The organism is Nocardia sp. JMUB6875 (assembly GCF_041154655.1).
In the GTDB taxonomy this organism is placed as follows: domain Bacteria; phylum Actinomycetota; class Actinomycetes; order Mycobacteriales; family Mycobacteriaceae; genus Nocardia.
In genome coordinates, this window is the sequence record NZ_BAAFGR010000107.1 from 1 (window position 1) to 21,781 (window position 21,781).

Annotated in this window: 21 protein-coding genes; 11 read left to right on the top strand and 10 right to left on the bottom strand. The window is 66.9% G+C overall.

Features of this window, described 5'->3' with window-relative positions:
- Positions 1–185 precede the first annotated feature (185 nt).
- Together ACAM49_RS25275 and ACAM49_RS25280 are read left to right on the top strand one after the other, a co-directional pair.
- Positions 186–698, top strand: a complete 513-nt coding sequence (locus tag ACAM49_RS25275; RefSeq protein WP_040803108.1) for an ImmA/IrrE family metallo-endopeptidase — start codon at positions 186–188, stop codon at positions 696–698.
- Positions 695–1,729: a hypothetical protein gene (locus ACAM49_RS25280; protein WP_369638051.1), complete on the top strand. Its 1,035-nt coding sequence runs from the start codon at positions 695–697 to the stop codon at positions 1,727–1,729. The genes ACAM49_RS25275 and ACAM49_RS25280 overlap by 4 nt, the downstream gene beginning before the upstream one ends.
- 609 nt (positions 1,730–2,338) lie before the next feature.
- On the opposite strand, the gene ACAM49_RS25285 is transcribed toward ACAM49_RS25280, so the two are convergent.
- Together ACAM49_RS25285 and ACAM49_RS25290 are read right to left on the bottom strand one after the other, a co-directional pair.
- Complete coding sequence (locus tag ACAM49_RS25285; RefSeq protein WP_011207048.1) at positions 2,339–2,755, bottom strand: helix-turn-helix domain-containing protein; 417 nt, start codon at positions 2,753–2,755, stop codon at positions 2,339–2,341.
- 358 nt (positions 2,756–3,113) lie between these two features.
- Positions 3,114–4,280, bottom strand: coding sequence for a steroid 3-ketoacyl-CoA thiolase (locus ACAM49_RS25290; RefSeq protein ID WP_369638052.1), 1,167 nt, complete (start codon positions 4,278–4,280; stop codon positions 3,114–3,116).
- A gap of 206 nt (positions 4,281–4,486) precedes the next feature.
- Here ACAM49_RS25290 and ACAM49_RS25295 point away from each other — a divergent pair, with 206 nt between their 5' ends.
- The gene (locus ACAM49_RS25295; RefSeq protein ID WP_369638073.1) at positions 4,487–5,686 is read left to right on the top strand and encodes a cytochrome P450; all 1,200 of its coding nucleotides are present in this window, start codon (positions 4,487–4,489) and stop codon (positions 5,684–5,686) included.
- Positions 5,687–5,741: 55 nt separating this feature from the next.
- On the opposite strand, the gene ACAM49_RS25300 is transcribed toward ACAM49_RS25295, so the two are convergent.
- Genes ACAM49_RS25300 through ACAM49_RS25315 form a run of 4 tightly spaced genes read right to left on the bottom strand, consistent with a single transcriptional unit; the run spans position 5,742 to position 9,329 of the window.
- Complete coding sequence (locus ACAM49_RS25300) at positions 5,742–6,158, bottom strand: nuclear transport factor 2 family protein (RefSeq protein ID WP_369638053.1); 417 nt, start codon at positions 6,156–6,158, stop codon at positions 5,742–5,744.
- Positions 6,155–7,321: a thiolase domain-containing protein gene (locus ACAM49_RS25305; protein ID WP_369638054.1), complete on the bottom strand. Its 1,167-nt coding sequence runs from the start codon at positions 7,319–7,321 to the stop codon at positions 6,155–6,157. The genes ACAM49_RS25300 and ACAM49_RS25305 overlap by 4 nt, the downstream gene beginning before the upstream one ends.
- Positions 7,318–8,346, bottom strand: a complete 1,029-nt coding sequence (locus ACAM49_RS25310) for a thiolase domain-containing protein (protein WP_369638055.1) — start codon at positions 8,344–8,346, stop codon at positions 7,318–7,320. The genes ACAM49_RS25305 and ACAM49_RS25310 overlap by 4 nt, the downstream gene beginning before the upstream one ends.
- 17 nt (positions 8,347–8,363) lie before the next feature.
- Positions 8,364–9,329 carry a Zn-ribbon domain-containing OB-fold protein gene (locus ACAM49_RS25315; RefSeq protein WP_369638056.1) on the bottom strand — a complete coding sequence of 322 codons (966 nt, stop codon included), beginning with the start codon at positions 9,327–9,329 and terminating at the stop codon, positions 8,364–8,366.
- Between the two features lie 93 nt (positions 9,330–9,422).
- Between ACAM49_RS25315 and ACAM49_RS25320 the strand changes: the two genes are divergently transcribed.
- The 3 genes from ACAM49_RS25320 (at position 9,423) to ACAM49_RS25330 (ending at position 13,324) form a co-directional block, all read left to right on the top strand.
- The gene (locus ACAM49_RS25320) at positions 9,423–10,460 is read left to right on the top strand and encodes an LLM class F420-dependent oxidoreductase (protein WP_369638057.1); all 1,038 of its coding nucleotides are present in this window, start codon (positions 9,423–9,425) and stop codon (positions 10,458–10,460) included.
- Between the two features lie 98 nt (positions 10,461–10,558).
- Positions 10,559–12,208 (top strand): acyl-CoA synthetase, encoded by a 1,650-nt coding sequence (locus ACAM49_RS25325; RefSeq protein WP_369638058.1) that lies wholly within the window; start codon positions 10,559–10,561, stop codon positions 12,206–12,208.
- Positions 12,209–12,322: 114 nt separating this feature from the next.
- Positions 12,323–13,324: a sigma-70 family RNA polymerase sigma factor gene (locus ACAM49_RS25330; protein ID WP_369638059.1), complete on the top strand. Its 1,002-nt coding sequence runs from the start codon at positions 12,323–12,325 to the stop codon at positions 13,322–13,324.
- 224 nt (positions 13,325–13,548) lie between these two features.
- On the opposite strand, the gene ACAM49_RS25335 is transcribed toward ACAM49_RS25330, so the two are convergent.
- Both ACAM49_RS25335 and ACAM49_RS25340 read right to left on the bottom strand, forming a co-directional pair.
- A complete protein-coding gene (locus ACAM49_RS25335; protein ID WP_369638060.1) occupies positions 13,549–14,358 on the bottom strand; it encodes a helix-turn-helix domain-containing protein in 810 nt (269 codons plus the stop codon).
- Between the two features lie 73 nt (positions 14,359–14,431).
- Positions 14,432–14,848, bottom strand: a complete 417-nt coding sequence (locus ACAM49_RS25340; protein ID WP_369638061.1) for a VOC family protein — start codon at positions 14,846–14,848, stop codon at positions 14,432–14,434.
- A 114-nt stretch (positions 14,849–14,962) separates the two neighbouring features.
- Here ACAM49_RS25340 and ACAM49_RS25345 point away from each other — a divergent pair, with 114 nt between their 5' ends.
- The gene (locus ACAM49_RS25345) at positions 14,963–16,159 is read left to right on the top strand and encodes a glycosyltransferase (protein WP_369638062.1); all 1,197 of its coding nucleotides are present in this window, start codon (positions 14,963–14,965) and stop codon (positions 16,157–16,159) included.
- 100 nt (positions 16,160–16,259) lie between these two features.
- Entirely contained in the window at positions 16,260–16,955 is a 696-nt protein-coding gene (locus tag ACAM49_RS25350) for a maleylpyruvate isomerase family mycothiol-dependent enzyme (RefSeq protein ID WP_369638063.1), read from the top strand.
- Positions 16,956–17,066: 111 nt separating this feature from the next.
- On the opposite strand, the gene ACAM49_RS25355 is transcribed toward ACAM49_RS25350, so the two are convergent.
- Both ACAM49_RS25355 and ACAM49_RS25360 read right to left on the bottom strand, forming a co-directional pair.
- Positions 17,067–18,191, bottom strand: coding sequence for an acyl-CoA dehydrogenase family protein (locus ACAM49_RS25355; RefSeq protein ID WP_369638064.1), 1,125 nt, complete (start codon positions 18,189–18,191; stop codon positions 17,067–17,069).
- 20 nt (positions 18,192–18,211) lie between these two features.
- Entirely contained in the window at positions 18,212–19,405 is a 1,194-nt protein-coding gene (locus tag ACAM49_RS25360; protein ID WP_369638065.1) for an acyl-CoA dehydrogenase family protein, read from the bottom strand.
- 152 nt (positions 19,406–19,557) lie between these two features.
- On the opposite strand from ACAM49_RS25360, the gene ACAM49_RS25365 reads away from it, so the two are divergent.
- The 3 genes from ACAM49_RS25365 to ACAM49_RS25375 all read left to right on the top strand — a co-directional run bounded on the left by ACAM49_RS25365 (position 19,558) and on the right by ACAM49_RS25375 (position 21,780).
- On the top strand, positions 19,558–19,746 hold the full coding sequence (locus tag ACAM49_RS25365; RefSeq protein WP_040803134.1) for a ferredoxin: 189 nt from the start codon (positions 19,558–19,560) through the stop codon (positions 19,744–19,746).
- A 45-nt stretch (positions 19,747–19,791) separates the two neighbouring features.
- Positions 19,792–20,694 (top strand): 3-oxoacyl-ACP reductase, encoded by a 903-nt coding sequence (locus ACAM49_RS25370; protein WP_369638066.1) that lies wholly within the window; start codon positions 19,792–19,794, stop codon positions 20,692–20,694.
- A gap of 321 nt (positions 20,695–21,015) precedes the next feature.
- Positions 21,016–21,780: an ABC transporter permease gene (locus ACAM49_RS25375; RefSeq protein ID WP_040803138.1), complete on the top strand. Its 765-nt coding sequence runs from the start codon at positions 21,016–21,018 to the stop codon at positions 21,778–21,780.
- The last annotated feature ends 1 nt before the right edge of the window (position 21,781 follow it).

Below are 21,781 nucleotides of genomic sequence, written 5' to 3' on the forward strand. Positions count from 1 at the left end.
GCCCACCTCGAACAACACCCCGCTGCCGCCGTGGAAGCCGCTGTCGGTGATCGGCGGGCTGATCGCCATGGCGCTGGCCGGCACGGGTTCGGGCGCGGTGAGCTTCCAGAGCGCGTCCGCCGCGCAGGGGCGCATCGATGCCGCCCGCGCCGCATTCTTCGGACCGAGGGCGTGAGGGGACCGCGATGACCGAGAGCAAGGCTCATAGCATCGGGTCCTACCGCCGGGTGGCCGCCGCGGTGGACGCGGTGTGCGCGGTGGCCGCCGATTTCGACGCCACCGATCTGGACGAGGTGGTGCTGGCCATCTCCGCGGAGCGGCGGCGGCCCATCGAGATCGCCAGTGCCCAACTGGGTCCGGGCGTCTGCGGCCAGCGCCGCAGCTATCCGGACCGCGATGTGATCGTGCTCGCGCAGGCGCTGCCCAGCCGCGAGCACACCCTCGCCCACGAACTGGGCCACATCGTCTTCGACCATCCGGGCGAGGCCGCGACCGAGGTGGTGCTGGAGGCCAGCGACGATCTCATCGCCTACATGCTCAGCCAGCGCGCGCATCAGAAGGCGGTCGACCTGGGCGACGACGAGCAGTGCGAGTGGGAGGCGGAGACCTTCGCGAGCATGCTCATGACTCGACTGCGGGTGTTCCACAGCCGGGGCGCGGGCGTCTCGGTCCTTCGATTCGATGAGGCACTCGGATGACTTTCTGGTTGGTGGCCATGTTGGTCTGGATGGCCTCGGGTGCACGCGTAGGGCGCGTGCTGGTCAAACCGGCGACCACCGCACGCGTGGCGATCGTGATCGCGGTGGCCGCGGTCGCGTTGGCTGTGACGGTCGGCGTGCCCGAAATCGGTGTGGCCGTTGACCATCTCGCGCCCGGGGGAGTGCACGGGAACTGGCTCGGCGATCGGGTGGTGACCGCGGCGTGGATCATGTTCGCGACCGCCACCTCGGTGGTAGCGGCCGCCGCCTGGCCGGTGGTGTCGCGCCGGAACCTGCGCCAGATCGGCTGGATGATCTACGCGGGCGGCGCGATCGCCATGATCCTGACCCTGCTCTGGTCCATCACCTTCGGCTGGGCGATCGTGCTGCTGGAATGCGTGTTCATCGTGATCACCGGTGTGCGCAACCTGGATTGGACCACCCTGGGCCGCGGCATCGCGCTCTACACCGCGGGCACCTTCGTGGTCGGCGTGCTCGCGGCCCTGTCGATCCGCCGCCTGGCGCGGGGCGAGCCGATGCCGAAACCCGAACACGAGGGCTGGTTCTGGCCGGTGTGGCAGCTGGCCGCCATGCTGATCGCCATGGGCGCGGTCTGGATCGTGATCGAGCTGTGGTGGCGAGCGCGGGTGCTGCTCAAGCAGATTCGCACCCTGCACCGGGTGCTGATCGCCCGCTTCCCGGAGGTGGTGGCGCACGAGCAGACCGGATCGGGCACCCAGCTCAAGGCCTCCGACCAGGTCGCGCAGATCATGGACGCGCTCTACCTGCAGTCCGGCGGCGGTGTGGAGCTGGCCGCGGCGGGTGCGCCGCCGGTCTCGGTGGCCGAGCGCGCGCAGCGGGTGGCCGACTGGGCGCGGAATCCGTTCGGCGAGGTGGTGATCGACGGTCGCTGGATCTCGCCGCCCGCGGGTGTGAGTCCGCGCGGCTGGGTGCAGGCGATCGCCCGGGCCTACGATGCCGCCGCCGGCGCGGGCGCCCCGACCGCGATCCGGGGTTCGGCACAGCGGTAGTAGAGGGGCTCGGCACGGCGTAGACATTTACCCAGCCATTACCATCCGGAAGCTCTCCGTAATACCTGTCGAGCGCTCCCGAAGTTGATCACGCGAAGATCACTGACGTAAATGTGATCTTGTCGCAAATGAGCAAGTCCCGTACCTCGCGTGATTGCCAAGGGCGTGGCATTCCGTCGGGCCTTCTCGAGGAGACTTCGTATCCGAGGTTTCGTCTCATCGAACCCGCCGTGCGTGGTACGGGACTTACTTGTCACATGTAGTTGTCATCTTGCTTGTCGCAGATGGTGCATTGGGGGCGAAACACTCACAGTGCACAAAACGACATAGTGCACAAACAAACCCACTCGTCCGTCCGGGAACGCCCGGGCAGCGATATGCCAGGTTTGTGCATAATGCACCAGCGCAGGGGTCTACGCCACATGACCTCAGCACGCTGAGACCGGTGCAACATCCTTCACTCGGACCGAATTGGTCCGCCTGGACACCGGTGCCGCCCTGCAAGCGTCACCGGCGACCCGGCCTATGTCAGGTCTGAAGGAAGCCCTGTAACAAACCAACACAGTGCGGCCTCCGAGACAGCCGCACTGTGTTGCTCTGTGGCAGTGCCTATTCCGTGCCGTCCGGAGGAATTTCGGGCAGACCTTCGCTGGCCCGCAACTTCTCCGCCATAGAGGTGAGTAGGTTCTGAGATTCTTCGGACAGGTCGAACGCCCTACTCGACAGACGACGGAGTCCATAGCCCTGCAGCTGGGACAGCAGCTCGAGATCGTGATCGATCTTCGCCGCGTAGATGTCGTTGAAGAAGTAGTCCGGTTTGACCTTGAAGAACTTTGCCAGAGCAGCCACCGTCTCATCCGACGGGTTCGTGCGCTGTCCCGACCGCAACTGCGACAGATACGGTTTCGAGATCGGATGGCCGGAGGCCGTCAAGGCAGCCGCCACCTCTGCGTTCGTGTGCGGCTTACGCCCCGGGGGATGCACGGTTTCGAACAGCTTGTTCAGCCGCGCCGCGAAATCAGCCATTGTGAGCCGCCCAATTCCCTTCGCTGTACTAACAGTCGTTATCTCGGATACGTATCATTGATATTAGCGGCTCAGTAACTGAAAACCTACGCCTGATTCGTGATTTCCTTGAAGCTTCTAGGCGGTGATCCGGTTCACCCGCTGTGGCTTGGGCGTTTGCGGGCCAACGCTACGGTTCTTGCCGAGCGCTTAAGAGCCCCGGTTCTGGCCCGTCGCGAGGGTCTTCCCGGACGGGCCTCGGGTAGCCATAAGATAGCTGACGTCTCATCTTCTTGTCTGTACCGAAGTTTGTGTGGCGTACGCCACGTTTCACGCCGGGACGGATGAACGTTCAACCTGGCCGAAAATCATTGAGAGACTAGATCCGTTCGATGATCGTGCCCGTCGCGAGCGCGCCGCCGCAGCACATCAGGATCATGGCGGTGGTCTTGTCCGAGCGCTCCAGCTCGTGCAAAGCCGTTGTGATCAAGCGGGTTCCGGTGCTGCCGACGGGGTGGCCGATGGCGATGGCGCCGCCGTTGACGTTCACCCGATCGAAGTCGGGCTTGTGCACCGAGGCCCAGGACAGCACCACCGACGCGAAAGCCTCGTTGATCTCGAACAAATCGATGTCGGACATGCTCATGCCGGAGCGCTCGAGCAGTCGCTCACACGCCTGAACCGGACCGTCCAGATGGAATTCGGGCTCGCCGCCGACGAGGGCCTGCGCCACGATGCGGGCGCGCGGGCGCAATCCCTCACGCTGCGCGGCCTTTTCGTCCATCAGCAGCACCGCGGACGCGCCGTCGGAGATCTGCGAGGAGGTGCCAGCGGTGTGAATTCCGCCCTCCAGCACCGGCTTCAGCTTCGCCAGGCCCTCGCGGGTGGTCTCGCGCAGGCCCTGGTCCTTGCTGATGTCGGCGAACTCGCCGGTGAGGTTGCCCTCCTTGTCGACCTGGGGTGCGTTCTTGATGGTCAGCACCTCGCGGTCGAAGCGGCCCTCGGCCCACGCCTGCGCGGCCAGCCGCTGCGAGCGCTCGCCCAGCGCGTCGACGTCGTCGCGAGTGATACCGCGCCGCTTGGCGATTCGCTCGGCCGCCTCGAACTGGTTGGGCATATCGATGTTCCAGGACGCGGGGCGGCGCGGGCCCGCGTGCGTTCCGACGTTGGCGCCCAATGGAACATGGCTCATGGACTCGAGGCCGCAGGACATGCCGATCTCGATGGCGCCGGTGGCGATGAGCCCGGCCACCAAGCCGGTGGCCTGCTGCGCCGAACCGCACTGGTTGTCGATGGTGACCGCACCGGTCTGCCACGGCAGCCCCGCGTGCAGCCAGGCGGTGCGGGTGACATTGTTGCCCTGCTCGCCCACCTGCATGACGCAGCCGCCGATGACCTGTTCGACCAGTGCGGGATCCAGTTCCGCGCGTTCGAGCACGCCCTGCTGCGCCGCACCCAACAGCTCGGCGGCGTGCAGGCCGGCGAGCCAGCCGTTGCGCTTGCCGATGGGCGTGCGCGCGGCCTCGACGATGACGGGAGTACCCATGTCTGTCCTTCCGGATTAGAACTGCAACGAGTTCACAACCAGTAACGTAAGCCTGTTCCGGACTATTACCTAGTCCCTTCTCTTGTTTTACCTCCTATGCTTCAATAGCGGTAGAACGTGTTTCAGTTGGTCAAAGGAGACTGCTGGTGGTGGACACTGCAGCCCGGCCCGGAGTGCCGGATGGATTCGATGTCACCGACCCGGAGATGTGGGCGCACCGGGTGCCGGTGGAAGAACTAGCCGAACTGCGCCGCAGCGCCCCTATCTGGTGGAATCCCAAGGATCCGCAGAAGGGCGGCTTCACCGACGACGGCTTCTGGGTGCTGTCCAAGCACGCGGACGTCAAGACCGTCTCCCGCCGCGACGATGTGTTCTCCACCTACGAGAACACCGCCATCCCGCGGTTCCAGGACGACATCACCCGCGAGCAGATCGATCTGCAGCGCTTCGTCCTGCTGAACAAGGACGCGCCGGAGCACACCAAGCTTCGCAAGATCATCTCCAAGGGCTTCACCCCGCGCGTCATCAACGGCCTGCGCGCCGAGCTGACCGCCCGCGCGGAAGCCATTGTGAAGGCCGCGGTCGAGTCCGGCACCGGCGACTTCGTGGAACAGGTGGCGGCCGAACTGCCGCTGCAGGCCATCGCCGAACTGATCGGTGTGCCGCAGGACGATCGCAAGAAGCTGTTCCAGTGGTCCAATGACATGACCAGCTACGACGATCCGGAATCCGACGCCGATCCGGTGGTCGCGTCCACCGAGATCCTGGGCTACTCCTACCAAATGGCCGAGGCGCGGCGGGCCTGCCCGGCCAATGACATCGCCACTCAGCTCGTCGAGGCCGATATGGACGGTGAGGCGCTGCTGCCGGAGGAGTTCGGCTTCTTCGTCATGATGCTGGCCGTCGCGGGCAACGAGACCACCCGAAACGCGACCACGCACGGCATGATCGCGTTCCTGGAGCACCCCGACCAGTGGGAGCTCTTCAAGAAGGAGCGGCCCAAGACCGCCGCCGACGAGATCATCCGCTGGGCCACCCCGGTCAGCTCCTTCCAGCGCACCGCGCTCGAGGACGTGGAAGTCAGTGGCGTGCAGATCAAGAAGGGTCAGCGGGTCGTGCTGTCGTACCGCTCGGCCAACTTCGACGAGGAGGTGTTCGAGGATCCGTACACCTTCAACATCCTGCGCGACCCGAACCCGCACCTGTCCTTCGGCGGTACCGGCGCGCACTTCTGCATCGGCGCGAACCTGGCGCGGCTGGAGATCGAGATCATCTTCAACGCCATCGCCGATTACATGCCGGATATCAGCAAGATCGGCGACCCGCGTCGCCTGCAGTCGGGTTGGCTCAACGGCATCAAGGAATTCCAGGTCGACTACAAGGGCGGCTGCCCCGTAAAGCACTGAGACACAAAAGAAGGCGGGTGACCGGATAATCCGGCCACCCGCCTCCTTTGTGTGTCTAGACCTTCTTCATCGTCGCCATCGCACGCTCGGTTTCCCAAAAGGCGCGCAGGGCCAGGATTTTCCCGTCCTCGTCGACCTTGTAGGTGAACACGCCTTCCGCATCGATGACGTGGCCGCCCATGGTGGTGCGGATGCGGCCGGTGAATGCCACCTCACGGCCGCAGGCGAACGAGTCGTCGAACAGGAACTCGATGGACTCGGTCTGGGCAATCGCCTTGTCCCAGAACGCCGCAATGGCCTCCGCGCCGCGGTGCCCCACACCTTCGGGATCGAAGAACGACGGCCCGACCGGATCCTCCACGATCCCGTCGGCGGCGAACAGCGCCACCCACGCGTCCTTGTCCTTGGCGCGGACCGCGGCCTGGGAGGCCGCGCCCGCTACCCGCGCCGGGTGTTCGACGGTGGTGGTCACGGCTGCTCACTCCCGACGACCCACATCGAGAAGTACTGCGACCCACCGCCGTACGCGTGGCCGAACGCCTTGCGCGCGTTCTCCACCTGGTAGTCGCCCGCGCGGCCCATGACCTGCTTGGCGGCCTCGGCGAAGCGGATCATGCCGGAGGCGCCGATCGGGTTGGAGGAGAGCACGCCGCCCGACGGGTTGACCGGCAGCTTCCCGCCGATGGCGGTCTCGCCGGCGTCGGTGAGCTTCCAGCCCTCGCCCTCGGGCATGAAGCCCAGGTTCTCCAACCACATGGGCTCGAACCACGAGAAGGGGACGTAGATCTCGGCCGCGTCGATCTCTTCGAGGGGGTTGGTGATCCCGGCCTGCTTCCACAGCGCCTTGGCGGCGTGCTGTCCGGCCTGCGGATTCACCTGGTCGCGTCCCGCGTAGGCGAGCGGCTCGGTGCGCATGGCGGTGCCGTGGATCCACGCCACCTTCTTGCCCTGCGCCTCCACGGCCTTGGCCGAGGCCTCGTCACCGATGACGATGGCGCACGCGCCGTCCGAGGACGGGCAGGTCTCGTCGAAACGGATGGGGTCCCACAGCATTTGGGACGCCATCACCGATTCCATGGTGATATCGGGCTGGTGCAGGTGCGCGAACGGATTCAGCGCGCCATTGCGGCGGTCCTTCACCGCGACCATCGCGCCCACGTGCAGCGGCGCATTGGCGCGGCGGATGTAGGCGCGCACGTGCGGCGCGAAGTAGCCGCCCGCGCCCGCGCCGACCGGCTTGGTGAACGGCACGGGGTTCGACAGCGCCCACATGGCGTTGGACTCGGACTGCTTCTCCCAGGCGATGGCCAGCACCCGCCGGTGCACGCCCGCCTGCACCTGATTGGCGGCGACGACGCCGGTGGAGCCGCCGACCGAACCGGCCGTGTGCACCCGGAGCAGCGGTTTTCCGGTGGCGCCCAACGCATCCGCGAGGAACAGCTCCGGCATCATGGAGCCCTCGAAGAAGTCGGGGGCCTTGCCGACCACGACCGCGTCGATATCGGCCATGGTCAGGCCGGAGTCCGTCAGCGCCCGGTCGATGGCCTCGCGGACCATGCCCGCCATGGAGACATCCGACCGTTTGGTCACGTGATGAGTCTGTCCGGTACCCAGGACAGCGGCTGGCAAGGTCATCGTGCCTCCAGGGTGGCGACCAGGTTCTGCTGCAGCGCGGGACCCGAACTGGCGTGTGCCAGTGCGCGATTCGCGTTGCCATTGAAGATTTCGGTGGCGGCGAAGCCGATGCGCTCGAGTCCGGCCGCGAACATCGGGTTGCCCGCGAGCGGACCGCCCGAGGGATTGATGCGGGTGTTCCCGTTCAGGCCGATGGCCTGCTTCAGGATCAGCTCCTCGTGGCTGTACTGGGCGTGCAGCTCGGCGACGTCGAAATCGCCACCGGCGCCGTTGATCGCGGCCTTCGCGGCCTTGGTCGCGGACTCCGACACGGTCAGATCGCGCGCACCCAGGACCGGGGTGTCGATGTAGTGGGCGATACCGGTCAGCCAGGCCGGGCGCTCGCACAGCTCGCGGGCGCGATCGCCCACGGCCAGCACGATGGCGGCCGCGCCGTCGGTGATCGGCGCGATGTCGTGGGCGCGGAACGGATCCGCGACCTTCGCCTCGGCCAGCAGCTTGTCGGCGTCGCCGCCGGTGCTGCGCGCGGCGACCGCGGCCATATCGGCCTCGGTCCACTTGCCCGCGTCCAGGCCCGCGCGGGCCTGCAGTCCGGCCATGGATACCGAGTCCGGCCACAGCGGCGCGACCAGGTACGGGTCGGTTTGCAGGCTCAGGATCTGGCGCAGGGTGCCGGCGGAGGACTTGCCGAAGCCGTACACCAGCGCCGTCTTCGCCTGTCCGGAGCGCAGTTTCACGTACGCCTCGTACAGCGCCCAGGCCGCGTCCATTTCCACGTGCGACTCGTTGATCGGCGGCACCGCGCCGATGGAGTCGATGGCCGAGATGAACGAGAAGGCGCGTCCGGCAAGGTAATCCGAGGATCCGGAGCACCAGAAGTCGATATCGGAGACCCCGATGCCGAGCTTCGCGTACAGCTCCCGGAAGCACGGCGCGAGCATCTCCACGCCATTGGTGGTGCCGAAGGTCTCCGGCACGTGCGGCGCGTGGGCGAACCCGATGACCGCGATGTCATTGCTGCTCAAGGTATTTCAGCGCCTCTCTACAGGTGGTGCGCGAAAGAGTCGTAGTCGGCGTCCGGTTCGCCGGTGGGCCGGAAGTGGTCGATATTGCCGATGGACAGGCCCCACTCCTCGCGCGGCTTCCACACGGCCTTGACCCTCATGCCCATCCGGACCTCGTTCGCCTCGATGCCGAGCACCAGGTGCAGGAACGGAATGTCGGTGCCGTCCAACAGGATGTAGGCGGCGACGTACGGGGGCTTGATGGACTGACCCATGAACGGCACGTTCACGATGCAGAAGGTGGTGACGATGCCGGTGTCGGACACCTCGACGAAGTCATCGGTCGGCGAGCCGTCGCGCGGGTCGGCGCCGCGCGGCGGGAAGTACACCTTGCCGTCCATCTGGGCGCGGGCGCCCAGCAGCTTGCCCTCCATGAGGCCCTTCAGGAAGACGGCTTCCTGCGGGGCGGCGGTGTGCTTGATGGAGAAGTCCACCGGGGTCACGATGCCGGTGATGGTCTCGCCCGCGTCCGCGGAAGGCGCTGGGGCGGTGGAGGTCTCGCCGGGTTCGAAGGCGGCGATGTCCTGGATGCGCCCGGTCCGCTCGGCGGCCCAGCGCGCCCGCACCCGCAGGCCGGTCGAGATGTCCTCGGGCGAGGCCACATCCACCGCGTGCAGGATGGCGGTGTCCGCGCCGTCCAGCTTGATGAGCGCGTAGGCGAAGGGCCGGTCGAAGGGCTGGCCGGGCAGCGGCTCGGCCACCCAGGACCAGGTCTGGACCGTCCCGACATCGGAGACCTCGACGAACTCCGAGAGCGGTTCGCTGGTCTTCGGATCGAATTCCGCGGGCGGCACGATCACGCGCCCGTCGGAACCCCGCACGCCGACGACCTTGCCGGATCGCAGTTCCGTGAGGAAGCGACCGATGATCGGACCGGTGGAGCGGGTGTAGTCGAATTGCATCCGCAGCGGTGCGGACAGTACTTCGGTGTTCCCCAGAGTCACGAGATCGAGTAGAACAGGTTCTAGTGATGGTGGCAAGAGCTGCGGCTGCGGCCCTGCCGACCGGCCCCCGATGTTCTAGGAAGGAACGCGAGAATGCGCTTTGGGTTGCAACTGGGGTATTGGGGCGCGCAGCCGCCCGCCAATCATCGGGAGCTGGTGCTGGCCGCCGAGGAGTCCGGCTTCGACGCCGTTTTCACCGCCGAATCCTGGGGGTCGGACGCGTTCACACCGCTGGCCTGGTACGGCTCCGACACCACCCGGGTCCGCCTGGGCACCTCCGTGGTCCAGCTGTCGGCGCGCACGCCGACCGCCACCGCCATGGCCGCGCTGACCCTCGACCACCTCAGCGGTGGACGGCACATTCTCGGCCTCGGCGTCTCCGGCCCGCAGGTGGTCGAGGGCTGGTACGGGCAGTCCTTCGCCAAACCGCTCGCCCGCACCCGCGAATACGTCTCGATCGTGCGGCAGGTGCTGGCCCGCGAGGCCAAGGTGACCAGCCCGGGTCCGACCTATCCGCTGCCGTTCAATGGCGCGGGCGCAACGGGATTGGGCAAGCCGCTCAAGCCGATCACCCATCCGCTGCGTGCGGACCTGCCGATCTGGCTCGGCGCGGAGGGTCCCAAGAATGTGGCGCTGACCGCGGAGATCGCCGACGGCTGGCTGGCCATCTACTACACGCCGCGGCTGGCGGACATGTACAACGAGTGGCTCGACGAGGGCTTCTCGCGGCCGGGCGCGCGGCGTTCGCGCGAGGACTTCGAGATCGCGGCCACCGCCCAGGTGATCCTGACCGACGATCGCAAGGCCGCGCTCGACGCGATCCGGCCCTACAGCGCGCTGTACATCGGCGGCATGGGCGCGGAGGAGCTCAACTTCCACGCCGAGGTCTATCGCCGCATGGGCTACGGCGAAGCGGTCGACGAGATCACCCGGCTGTTCCGGTCCGGTCGCAAAGCGGAAGCGGCCGCGGCGGTTCCGGACGAGCTGATCCTGGACACCACCATCATCGGCAACGAGGCCGAGGTGCGTGAGCAGTTGAAGGTGTGGGAGCAGGCCGGGGTCACCATGATGCTCATCGGCGTCCGGGACGTGTCGCAGTTCGAGCAGCTCCGTCCGCTGATCGAATCGTAGGTTTGGTTGTACTGTGTGTGACAGGGGGCACATTCGGTCCATCGACTGAGTGGGATTTGTGGCTTGTCACACACAAGAACACGTTCTATTTTGATCCTGTGAGCTACAACATTGCGGACCTCGTCGAGCACACCATCGACCTCATGCCGGAACGTGTCGCACTGGTTGACGACTCGCGTTCGGTGACCTACGCCGAATTGGAGGATCGAGCCAACCGATTGGCGCACTACCTGCAAGAACAGGGTGTGAAGCCGGGTGACAAGGTCGGCGTGTACTCGCGCAACACCATCGAGGCCGTCGAGGCCATGGTGGCCATCTTCAAGGCGCGCGCCGTGATGATCAACGTGAACTACCGTTACGTTGAGAACGAGTTGCAGTACATCTTCGAGAACTCGGATATGGTCGCGCTGCTGCACGAGCGCCGCTACAGCGACAAGGTCGCCAATGTGCTGCCGAAGGTGCCGGCCATCAAGTCCGTCATCACCGTCGAGGACGGCACCGACCTGCCGCTGCCGACCGGCGCGGTGGAATACGAAGCGGCACTGGCCGGTTCGCACGGTGAGCGCGATTTCGAGGAGCGCTCCGCCGACGACATCATGATGATCTACACCGGCGGCACCACCGGCATGCCCAAGGGCGTCATGTGGCGGCAGGAGGACTGGTGGCGCGTCCTCGGCGGCGGCATCAACTTCTACACCGGCGTCTTCATCGAGGACGAGTGGGAGCAGGCCAAGGGCGGCGCCAGCGGCAACACCCAGATGGTGCGCTACCCGATCCCGCCGCTGATCCACGGCGGCGCGTTCACCGCGACCCTGCACAGCCTCTTCGACGGCGGCAAGGCCGTCATGCTGCCGGAGTTCAGCGGGCACGGCGTGTGGCGCGCCATCGAGAACCACGGCGTGAACATGATCTTTATTACCGGCGACGCCATGGCCCGCCCGATGCTGGACGCGGTGGCCGAGGGCAACCCGGAAACCGGTAAGCCGTACGACCATTCGAGCCTGTGGGTGCTGGCCTCCAGCGCGGCGCTGTTCTCGCCCGCCTTCAAGGACGAGTTCATCGAGCGGTTCCCGAACGCGCTCATCACCGATTCGATCGGCTCCTCGGAGACCGGCTTCGGCGGTCTGGCCGTGGCGGCCAAGGGCGCCACCCACACCGGCGGCCCGCGCGTGAAGATCGACGGCTCGACCAAGGTGATCGACGAGCACGGCAACGAGGTCGCGCCCGGCTCCGGACAGGTCGGCATGCTGGCCCGCACCGGCAACATCCCGCTGGGCTACTACAACGACCCGGTCAAGACCGCCGAAACCTTCAAGGTGTTCAACGGGATTCGCTACTCCATCCCCGGCGACTTCGCCCGGGTGGAGGAGGACGGCACCGTCACCATGCTCGGTCGCGGTTCGGTGTCCATCAACTCCGGTGGCGAGAAGATCTACCCCGAAGAGGTCGAGGGCGCGCTCAAGGCGCACCCGGACATCTTCGACGCGCTGGTGGTCGGCGTGCCCGACGAGCGCTGGGGCCAGCGGGTGGTCGCGGTCGTGCAGTGTCGCGGCGAGGCCCGCCCGACGCTGGAGGAGCTGCGCCCGACCCTGACCAAGGAGATCTCCTCCTACAAGATGCCGCGCAGCCTGTGGTACGCGGACGAGATCAAGCGTTCGCCCGCGGGTAAGCCGGATTACAAGTGGGCCAAGGCGCAGACCGAGGCGCGCGAGGCCGACGACCACGCGCAGGCTTCGAGTAGCAAGTAGCTTCTCGCCCAGCGAATTACAGTGATGTGATGCCCGCCCGCATTTTCGATGCGGGCGGGCATCCACCATTTTTGTGGGTTTTTCTTGTCGGTGGGCTGTGCGAGGCTGTTGGCCATGAGCGAGAAGGTAAGCAGATCCGTCACTATTTCCGATGACGTATTGCGCTCTTTCGAAGGGCATCGGCGCGAACTGTGCGCCTATGCGTATCGAATGCTCGGGTCCTCATTCGAAGCCGAGGACGCGGTGCAGGAGACTTTCACGCGCGCGTGGAAGTCGTATGACTCGTTCGAGGGCCGCTCCAGTGTGCGCTCGTGGCTGTACAAGATCGCCACGAATGTCTGCCTGGACATGCTGGACGGGCCGCAGCGGCGTGCCCGGCCCATGGATCTGAACGGTCCCTCGACCCCCGATTCGCAGCTGCCCGCGCCGGAGCCGGATTACGTGTGGGTGGAACCGATTCCGAACGCGCTCGCCTTCGGGGCCGATCCGGCCGAGGCCGCGAGCACGAAGGACACCCTGCGCCTGGCCTTCGTCGCCGCGGTGCAGCACCTGCCCGCCAGCCAGCGCGCCATCCTGATCATGCGCGAGGTGCTGCGCTTCTCGGCCGGCGAGACCGCCGACATGCTGAACGTGTCGCCCGCCTCGGTGAACAGCGCCCTGCAGCGCGCCCGCGCCACCATGTCGAAAGTGCAGGAGACGTCGACGGTTTCGGATCCGTTCGACGAGAACAACGAGCAGCAGCGCAAACTGGTCGACGATTTCGTCAAGGCCTTCGAGGCCTATGACATGACCGCCCTGACCGACCTGCTGAAGGCCGATGTGGCACTGTCCATGCCGCCGTTCTCGCTGTGGATCTCCGGCCCGGACAACGTCGCCGAGTTCATGCTCGGCACCGGCCACGCCTGCCGCGACTCCCGCATGATCCCCCTCGCCGGCGCCAACGGACTCCCCGCCTTCGGCCACTACAAGCCCAGCGGCGAGCCCGGCCTGTGGACCCCCTGGTCCATCACCACCCTGGAACTAGACGGCGACCGCATCTCCGGCCTCACCTTCTTCCTCGACACCGAAAAACTGTTCCCCCTCTTCGGTCTCCCGATGGAGCTGCGGCCGAATTAGGCCGGCGCTCCGGGTAATCCGGCGGAGGGCAGGAAGCTGCCGTCCAGCCCATGCGCCGGGGTAGTTCCGCGGGCCGGTCCCCTCCTGTCCAGGCTGTAGACATGAACCCGGCCCGCGGCTCTCTTACCTTCGCGGGACGGGAGTTCAAGATCAAGATCGCTGACCCACCCGCATTGGGTGTGACACAGGTTGTGCCCCAAGAAGTTCGCTGGAGGGCTTGCGGTTCACCACGTCACGATGCTGGAGGTGTCGGGATCTTCGGTGGCGGGGTCGGGGTCGCGCGGGGTCAGGCTGAACAGCTCCATATCGCGGTGGGGGTACGACCAGCGCAGGCAGTCGACCTGGTACTTCGAGACAGTGCCGGTGGCCGGGTCCCGGATGAGCGCGGTGTCGTCGGCCAGCACCTCGGGTGGGCACGGAGTGTTCCAGATGCGGTCGAACTCCGGGTTCGACCGGCAGGCCTCGCGGATCTCTCGCACCCGCTCGAGCGGTGTGGTCGCGAGCGCGTACTCCTGCAGGCCGAAGACACAGCGATGGATGAAATCGGCCCAGTTGACCAAGATCTGGGGTGCGCGGGGGTCGGTCATGGTCGCCACGATGATGTTGTGGGGACGGGTCGCGGATCCGAGGCGGGGATCCAGCCAGGGGAACATTCGGACGCCCAGCGCATTGGCCGCGAGGATGTTGAATTCGGGTATCTGGTGCAGGCACGCGGGTCCGCGCAGGTTGCGCATGAAGACCCGCATGCCCTCGGTCACCGAGCCCGAAGCTCCCGCGGACACCCCCAGGTCGTCACCGGTCGCTATGGACCACAGCACCCGACGGCGGTTCATGGGGATCTCGAACAGCCGGGCCAAGGCGTTGAGGGTGTCCTGATGCGGAATGCGCTGTCCGTTCTCGATCTTCTCGTAGCCGCTGGTCGACATGTGCAGGGCGTCGGCCACGGCCCGCTGGGTCATGCCCTGGCGCAGCCGTTCCCGTTTGAGATACGCGCCCAGCGAGATTCCGCCGCGCGTTTCGGGCGCCTCGGTCATCGATCAGTTCCTTCGTTCACGAAGGACACGATGCCATCGACGGCCGAAAACCGCCGAACGGCAGCTGGATACGTCAGTTGCCGGGGTACGCCATATAGAAGGGTTCCCACTGGTGGCCGTCGGGGTCGAGGAAGGTGCGGCCGTGCATGCCGACCTCGGCCTCCTGGGCGCGCTTGTCGGCGTTGACCTCCTCGGTGCCGCCCGCGCGCAGGGCCGCGTCGGTGAGGTCGTCGACCTCCTGGGCACTGGTCAGCGACAGGGCGTAGAGGGAGTTGACCGTGGCGCGGGTGTCGCCGATCGGGCGGGTGCCGAAGGTGGTGAAGAACTCGTGGGTCAGCAGCATCAGGCAGATGTTGTCGTCCACGACGATGCAGGCGGCATTGCCGTCGGTGAAATCCTGATTCACCTTCCAGCCGATCGCCTCGTAGAACCGCTTGGATCGCTCCAGGTCGGCAACGGGCAGGTTCAGGAAGATCATCTTGCTCGGCATGGCGGTTGGCCCCTCTTCTCCGCGATCGGTTCGCGCGTCATCGATATACCCGTGCAGACGAAGCGGGTGCGGGAAACTCATCGGTCATGCGAGAGTGGCTGGTGGAGGTGCCCGATGAATCACAGCTACCTGGTCGCTCTCACCGGTAGCGGCGGAACCGTGCCGCCGGAACTGGGTGTGGTGCGGCGGCTGGTGCGGCGTGGACATCGGGTGACGGTACTGGCCGAGGAATCCCTGGCCGGCGCGGTGGCGGCGACGGGGGCGCGGCTGCGGCCGCGCGCGGGGGCCGGCTACGCGCGCGACACCGCCGACGAAATCGATGCCGAGCGACCGGATCTGGTGCTGGCCTCCTATTTCGCCTTCGGCGCCATGGTCGCCGCGCAGGCCTGCGAGGTGCCGTACTCGGTGCTCATCCCCGGCGTCTATCCCCTGCCGGTGGAAGGCGGGCCGCCGCCGGGCACCGGCTTCGGGCCGGCGCGCGGGCCGCTGGGGCGGTTGCGCGATCGGGTGGTGGGCTCGCTGGTGCAGCGGCGCTGGGACGAGGAACTGCTACCCCGGCTCAACGCGCTGCGCGCGGATTTCGGGCTGGAACGGCTGGCGCACTATCAGGATCAGGCGCAGCTGGCCCACCGGCAACTCGTATTGTCCAGTGCCGCTTTCGATTTCCAGGGCCAGAATCCGGACGGGGTGCGCTGGGTCGGCCCGATCCTGGACGAGCCGGACTGGGTGGAGGGCACCGCCTGGACTCAGACCGACGGCGGCGAGCCGCTGATCCTGGTCGCGCTGTCCACCACCGATCGCGGCCAAACCGATTGCCTGCAAAGGATCGTCGAGGCGCTGGGCCTGCTGCCCGTGCGCGGCGTGCTCACCACCGGCCCGGCCGTCGATCCGGAGGCGATCCACGCGCCGCCGAACGTGAGCGTGCTGCGGGCCGCACCGCACCGCGAGCTCATGCGCCACGCCAGCCTGGTCGTCACGCACGGCGGGCACGGCACGCTGATGAAGGCCTTCGCCGCGGATCTGCCCGCGGTGGTGCTCCCGCACGGCCGCGACACCGCCGACAACGCGGCCCGCGTGCGCGCCCATCGGGCCGGAATCGTGCTGCCCCGCACCGCGACTCCGCAGCGCATCGCGCGGGCGGTCCGCCACGTCCTGCGCACGCCCGCCCACTATCGGGCCGCCACCGCGCTGGGCCGGGCCGTTCGCCACGACGCGCGCGGCGAGGCCCTGCTGCTCGAGATCGAACCCGCCTGCGACCACCCCGACCCCGCCGGGGAGCGCATCCTCTCCGTGCGTGAGCTCGAATCCTGATTCGGTGCGCGAACTCGAATCCTGATCGTTGGCCGAAATTCGCGTGTCGTAGGCCGGATATAGCTGGCACGCTGGGCTTTCACTGTTTAGCGTGAGCCGCATGGATTTTGTGGCCGTTTTGCGCGAGAAGCTGGACGAGTTCGGGGAGCTGATCACGCCCGACGTGAATCTGGCCGCACCCGTTCCGAGCTGCGGGGACTGGACCCTCTACGACCTCGTCGACCACGTCGGGCAGGGGAACATGTGGGTGGTCACCGGGGTGGCGGAGGGCCGCGGCGACTATCAGGGCCCGCCCGCCCCGAAGGATCCGATCGAACTGCGCGCCTGGTACGACGCGAGCGCGAAGGCGATCCTCGAAGCGCTGTCGGTGGCTCCCGAGACTCCGGCCTGGACGTTCACCAGCCTGCTGCCGAGGACGGTCGGTTTCTGGCAGCGCCGGCGCGCCCAGGAAACCCTCATGCATCTGTGGGACGGGCAGAACGCGCTCGGCACCGCCGAATCCTTCGAACCGGCCCTCGCCGTGGACGGCATCACCGAGGTGTTCGAACTGTTCGCGCCGCGCATGATTCAGCGCGGGCTGGCCCAGGAGCCGGAGGTCGCGCTGAGCGTGCGCTCGACCGATACCGGCGACAACTGGACCTACGGTCCGGGGACGCCGGTCGCCGAAATCTCGGGCACCGCATCGGATCTGCTGCTGGCGCTGTGGCAGCGCAAGCAAGCCAATGACGCGGCCTTCGGCTGGCAGGGCAATTGGGCGGCGGGGGAGCGGGTGATCGCCGGTCCGCTGGTGCCGTAAACCGGCTCCGGACAAAGAAAAACGGCGAGGGGGTGGCCGGTATGGAAACCACCGCCTCGCCGTCGGCCGCTTTGCAGGGTCGGCCGGGCTACTGCGCTCCGGAGAGCAGAGCTACTGCGCCTCGGAGAGCAGCGCCCCCAGCGCGCGCAGGTGATCGGTCGCACCGCCGAGCGCGAACTCGTTGTGCTTGGCCGCGGTGAAGTACTGGTTCACGATGTGATCGCGGTCGATGCCGACGCCGCCGTGCACGTGGACCACGGTGTGGGCGACGCGGTGGCCCGCCTCGGCGGCCCAGAACTTGGCGGTGTGCACCTCGGCGGCAGCGGGAAGGCCCTCGGCCAGTCGCCACGCCGCCTGCTGCACGGCCAGGCGCACGCCCTGAACATCGATGTAGCCGTCGGCCAGACGCTGGGCCACGGCCTGGAAGCTGCCGATCTTGCGGTTGAACTGCTCGCGCTCGCGGGCGTAGTCGGCGACCAGCTCCAGGCCCTTCTCGACCACGCCGAGCTGGGTGGCGGCCAGGCCCAGCCAGGCGCGCTCCAGCAGCCAGGTCAGGATCTCGGCGCCCTGGTCCACGGTGCCCACCAATTCGGCGGGGGTACCGGCGAATTCGACCTCGGCCTCGGGGGAGCGGTCGGTGACGATCTGATCCTCGACGCGCACGGACTCGTGCGACGGGTCGACCAGGAACACGGCCGGGACGCCGTCGATGCCGGCGGACACCAGGATTCGATCGGCCTGCCGCGCGAACGGCACCGTGGTCTTGAGCCCGGTCAACAGCCAGCCGTTGCCCGCGATGGCGGTGGTGACCGGCTTGCCGAGCTCCCAGTTGCGCTCCTCGCTCAGCGCCGCGGTGAGGATGACCTCGCCGGTCGCGGCCTTGGCGGCCAGCTCGCGCTGCGGCGCGGAACCGAACTGCGCGAGCGCGCCCGCGCCCAGCACGATCGACCACAGGTACGGCACCGGCGCGACCGACTTGCCGATCTCGCGCAGGATGGCGGTCTGCTCCAGCACGCCGAAGTCGCTGCCGCCCACCGTTTCCGGCAGCGCCGCCGCCAGCACGCCGGTCTCGGCGAGCGAGGCCCACAGCTGCTGGTCGAAGCGCACGGTCGGGTTGCCGTCGGCGTCGAAGTTCCGGTCGAGTTCCCGCAGCCGGTCGGCGGTGACCAGCTTGCCGGTGACCTCGGCGGTGAGGCGGGCCAGATCCTGCTGCGCCTCGGTGAGAGTGAAATCCATGATGGCTACCTAGGTTTCGTTCAGCGGGCCGCGGCGGGCTGCTTGAGGGCGGTCATGGCGATGATGTCGCGCTGCACCTCGTTGGTGCCGCCGCCGAAGGTGAGGATCAGGCAGGCGCGGTGCATGCGCTCGAGGCGGCCGCGCAGCTGCGAACCGGCGGAATCCTGGCGCAGGTAGGCCTGCGGGCCGAGGATCTCCATGAGCGCGCGGTAGGACTCGGTGGCCAGCTCGGTGCCGTACACCTTGGTGGCCGAGGCGTCCCACGGGCGCGGCGCGGCATCGCCGCCCTGATCGGCGCGCGAGGCGATCTCCCAGTTGGTCAGCTTCAGGTATTCGACCTTGGCGTGCACCTTGGCCAGCGCGATCTGCACCCATTCCTGGTCGATGACGCGGGAGCCGTTGGCGGACTTGGTATTGCGGGCCCACTCGGTGACCTGCGCGACCGCCAGGGCCAGCGGCGCCGACGAGGTCAGCGCGACGCGCTCGTGGTTGAGCTGGTTGGTGACCAGCGCCCAGCCGCCGTTCTCGGGGCCCACCATGTCGGAGTTCTTGACCCGCACGTCCTGGTAGTAGGTGGCGCTGGTGTCCGGCCCGGCCATGGTGTGCACCGGCGTCCAGGAGAAGCCCTCCGCCGTGGTCGGCACGATGAACATCGAGATGCCCTTGTGCTTCTTGGCATTCGGGTCGGTGCGCGCGGCCAGCCAGATGTAATCGGCGTAGGCGATGAGGGAGGTCCACATCTTCTGGCCGTTGATGATCCAGTCGTCGCCGTCGCGGACCGCGGCGGTGCGCAGCGAGGCCAGGTCGGTGCCCGCGCCCGGCTCGGAGTAGCCGATGGCGAAATGCAGCTGACCGGCGGCGATCTTGGGCAGGAAGAACTTCTTCTGCTCCTCGGTGCCGTAGTGCATGATCGTCGGCGCCACCGAGTTGATGGTCAGGAACGGCACCGGGGCGCCCGCGATGGCGGCCTCGTCGGTGAAGATCAGCTGATCCATGGTGGAGCGGTCCTGGCCGCCGTACTCCTTGGGCCAGCCCAGGGCGAGCCAGCCGTCGCGGCCCATCTGCTCGACGACCTCGCGGTAGACGTTGCCCTCGCCGTATTCGCCGGTCTGCGCCGAAAGCGCTTGCCGCCGTTCGGGAGTGATGAGCTTGGTGAAATAGTCACGTAGCTCGGCACGCAGCTGTTCCTGTTGCGGCGTGTAGGCGATACGCATAGGAGTACCTCTAGCCTTCGTTTCTCGGTTCAGCCGATCATCGCACGCAAGTGAAACATGTTCCAGTATTGGTTCCGGTTAGGGCTACTTTGCTGGTTGCGCGCGGGTCTGGTTGTTAGGCTCGGGCACAACCAGTGGTTAAGGAGAGAAACATGAAGGTCATCGTCGACTTCGATCAGTGCGAAGCCAACGGAATCTGCGTCGGAATCGCCCCTGACGTCTTTGATCTCGATGACGACGACAATCTGTTCGTCAACGAGGCCGAGGTCACCGAGGCCAACCGCCGCGATATCGAGTCGGCCGTGGCGCAGTGCCCCAAGGCGGCGCTGAAGCTGGTCTGAGCGGATGCTTGCCCGCCGGGTGGAACACGTTCTAGAGTCGGCCCGGTGAGCGATTCTGATGTAAGTCTTTCCGGCCGGGTTGCCATCGTCACCGGCGCGGGCGCCGGGCTCGGCCGGGCCGAAGCCCTCGAGCTGGCCCGGGCCGGCGCTTCGATCGTCGTCAACGACCTTGCCGAAAACGACGCGGCGAGCGCAACCCTCGCCGACATCCGGGCGCTGGGCGTCAAGGCGGAGTTCGTGGCCGGCAGCATTGCCGAGCGCGCCACCGCCGACGCCCTCATCCGCACCGCCGAGGAGAGCCTCGGCGGGCTGGACATCGTGGTGAACAATGCCGGGATCACCCGGGACAAGATGCTGTTCAACATGTCCGACGAGGATTTCGACGCCGTCGTCGCGGTGCACCTGCGCGGTCACTTCCTCTTGACCCGCAATGCCGCCGCGTACTGGCGCGGTAAATACAAGGAGACGGGCGCCCCGGTCTACGGCCGGATCATCAACACCTCGTCGGAGGCCGGTCTGCTCGGCCCGGCCGGACAGGCCAATTACGGTGCGGCCAAGGCCGGTATCACCGCGCTGACCCTGTCGGCGGCCCGGGCCCTGGAGCAGGTCGGCGTGCGTGCCAACGCCATCGCGCCCCGTGCCCGCACGGCCATGACCGAGAACGTCTTCTCCGCCGCCCCCGACGAGGGGCCGGATCCGCTGTCCCCCGATCATGTCGCGCGGCTGGTGGCCTTCCTGGCTTCCCCCGCGGCCGAATCGATCTCTGGTCAGCTCTTCGTTGTCTACGGCCCGATGGTGGCCCTGATGGCCGCCCCGGTGGTCGAGCGGCGCTTCGACGCCGAGGGCGAGTGGACCCGCGAGGGCCTCGCCGCGAGCCTGGGCGGTTATTTCGCCGAACGCGGTTCGGACGCTTCGTTTTCCGCTTCCTCGCTGAAGGATCTGGGCTGAGGGTTACCTCAGTTTCCCCGCCGGGGGCTGCGAGTTTCCGTATATCCGGCCCAGCCTCCGGCCCTGCGGTTGATCACGGGATCGATCGTTGGTAGGAATGGGGATCAACTATGTGTGTCGCCTCACAGTGTGGCATATCTTGATGGTTAGCATGGGGTGAACATGTTCTCAAAACTGGACGTTAGTTCAGAAAGAAGACCTGTTCTAACCAGGAAAACCTTCCCGAACCGTACGAGAACGTGTTCTAATCTTCGAGCGGGACCGAGATCACATTCAAATCTCGGTTGCTATCGCTAGGCAGGGGCAGGAGGAATAGCGGGAATGAATGAAGTCCTTGCCGTACCGCTGCGGGCGGTCGGAGGGTTCTTCGAACTCGCCGGCGATGTTGCTCGCGCCGCGGTACGGCCCCCGTTTCAGCGACGGGAATTCATCGATCAGTCCTGGTTCATCGCCCGGGTTTCCATCGTCCCGACCCTATTGGTCGCCATTCCGTTCACCGTGCTGGTGAGCTTCACCCTCAACATCCTGCTGCGGGAGATCGGCGCGGCCGACCTGTCCGGCGCGGGCGCGGCCTTCGGCTCGGTCACCCAGATCGGCCCCATGGTCACGGTGCTCATCGTGGCCGGTGCGGGCGCGACCGCCATCTGCGCGGATCTGGGCGCGCGCACCATCCGCGAGGAGATCGACGCCATGCGGGTGCTCGGCATCGATCCGGTGCAGCGTCTGGTGGTGCCGCGGGTGCTGGCCTCGATGTTCGTGGCCTTCCTGCTCAACGGCCTGGTGTCGACCATCGGCATCCTGGGCGGCTTCCTCTTCTCCGTCTTCCTGCAGGGCGTCAATCCCGGTGCGTTCGTCAACGGCATCACCCTGTTGACCCACCTGCCCGAGCTCGTCATCTCGCAGGTGAAGGCCACGCTGTTCGGTCTCGTCGCCGGACTGGTCGCCTGCTACCTCGGTCTGAACGTCAAGGGCGGTCCCAAGAGTGTGGGCGACGCCGTGAACCAGACCGTCGTGTTCGCCTTCATGGCGCTGTTCGTCATCAACGTCGTGGTAACCGCCGTTGGCATCAAGTTCACGGCGCGGTGAT

Coding starts and splice junctions, on each gene's coding strand:
- ACAM49_RS25285 (WP_011207048.1), bottom strand. CDS start 2,755: ATGGCTGATTTCGCGGCGCGGCTGAACAAGCTGTTCGAAACCGTGCAT.
- ACAM49_RS25280 (WP_369638051.1), top strand. CDS start 695: ATGACTTTCTGGTTGGTGGCCATGTTGGTCTGGATGGCCTCGGGTGCA.
- ACAM49_RS25340 (WP_369638061.1), bottom strand. CDS start 14,848: ATGCCGAGCAAGATGATCTTCCTGAACCTGCCCGTTGCCGACCTGGAG.
- ACAM49_RS25375 (WP_040803138.1), top strand. CDS start 21,016: ATGAATGAAGTCCTTGCCGTACCGCTGCGGGCGGTCGGAGGGTTCTTC.
- ACAM49_RS25355 (WP_369638064.1), bottom strand. CDS start 18,191: ATGGATTTCACTCTCACCGAGGCGCAGCAGGATCTGGCCCGCCTCACC.
- ACAM49_RS25290 (WP_369638052.1), bottom strand. CDS start 4,280: ATGGGTACTCCCGTCATCGTCGAGGCCGCGCGCACGCCCATCGGCAAG.
- ACAM49_RS25345 (WP_369638062.1), top strand. CDS start 14,963: ATGAATCACAGCTACCTGGTCGCTCTCACCGGTAGCGGCGGAACCGTG.
- ACAM49_RS25350 (WP_369638063.1), top strand. CDS start 16,260: ATGGATTTTGTGGCCGTTTTGCGCGAGAAGCTGGACGAGTTCGGGGAG.
- ACAM49_RS25335 (WP_369638060.1), bottom strand. CDS start 14,358: ATGACCGAGGCGCCCGAAACGCGCGGCGGAATCTCGCTGGGCGCGTAT.
- ACAM49_RS25365 (WP_040803134.1), top strand. CDS start 19,558: ATGAAGGTCATCGTCGACTTCGATCAGTGCGAAGCCAACGGAATCTGC.
- ACAM49_RS25330 (WP_369638059.1), top strand. CDS start 12,323: ATGAGCGAGAAGGTAAGCAGATCCGTCACTATTTCCGATGACGTATTG.
- ACAM49_RS25360 (WP_369638065.1), bottom strand. CDS start 19,405: ATGCGTATCGCCTACACGCCGCAACAGGAACAGCTGCGTGCCGAGCTA.
- ACAM49_RS25275 (WP_040803108.1), top strand. CDS start 186: ATGACCGAGAGCAAGGCTCATAGCATCGGGTCCTACCGCCGGGTGGCC.
- ACAM49_RS25305 (WP_369638054.1), bottom strand. CDS start 7,321: ATGACCTTGCCAGCCGCTGTCCTGGGTACCGGACAGACTCATCACGTG.
- ACAM49_RS25320 (WP_369638057.1), top strand. CDS start 9,423: ATGCGCTTTGGGTTGCAACTGGGGTATTGGGGCGCGCAGCCGCCCGCC.
- ACAM49_RS25295 (WP_369638073.1), top strand. CDS start 4,487: ATGTGGGCGCACCGGGTGCCGGTGGAAGAACTAGCCGAACTGCGCCGC.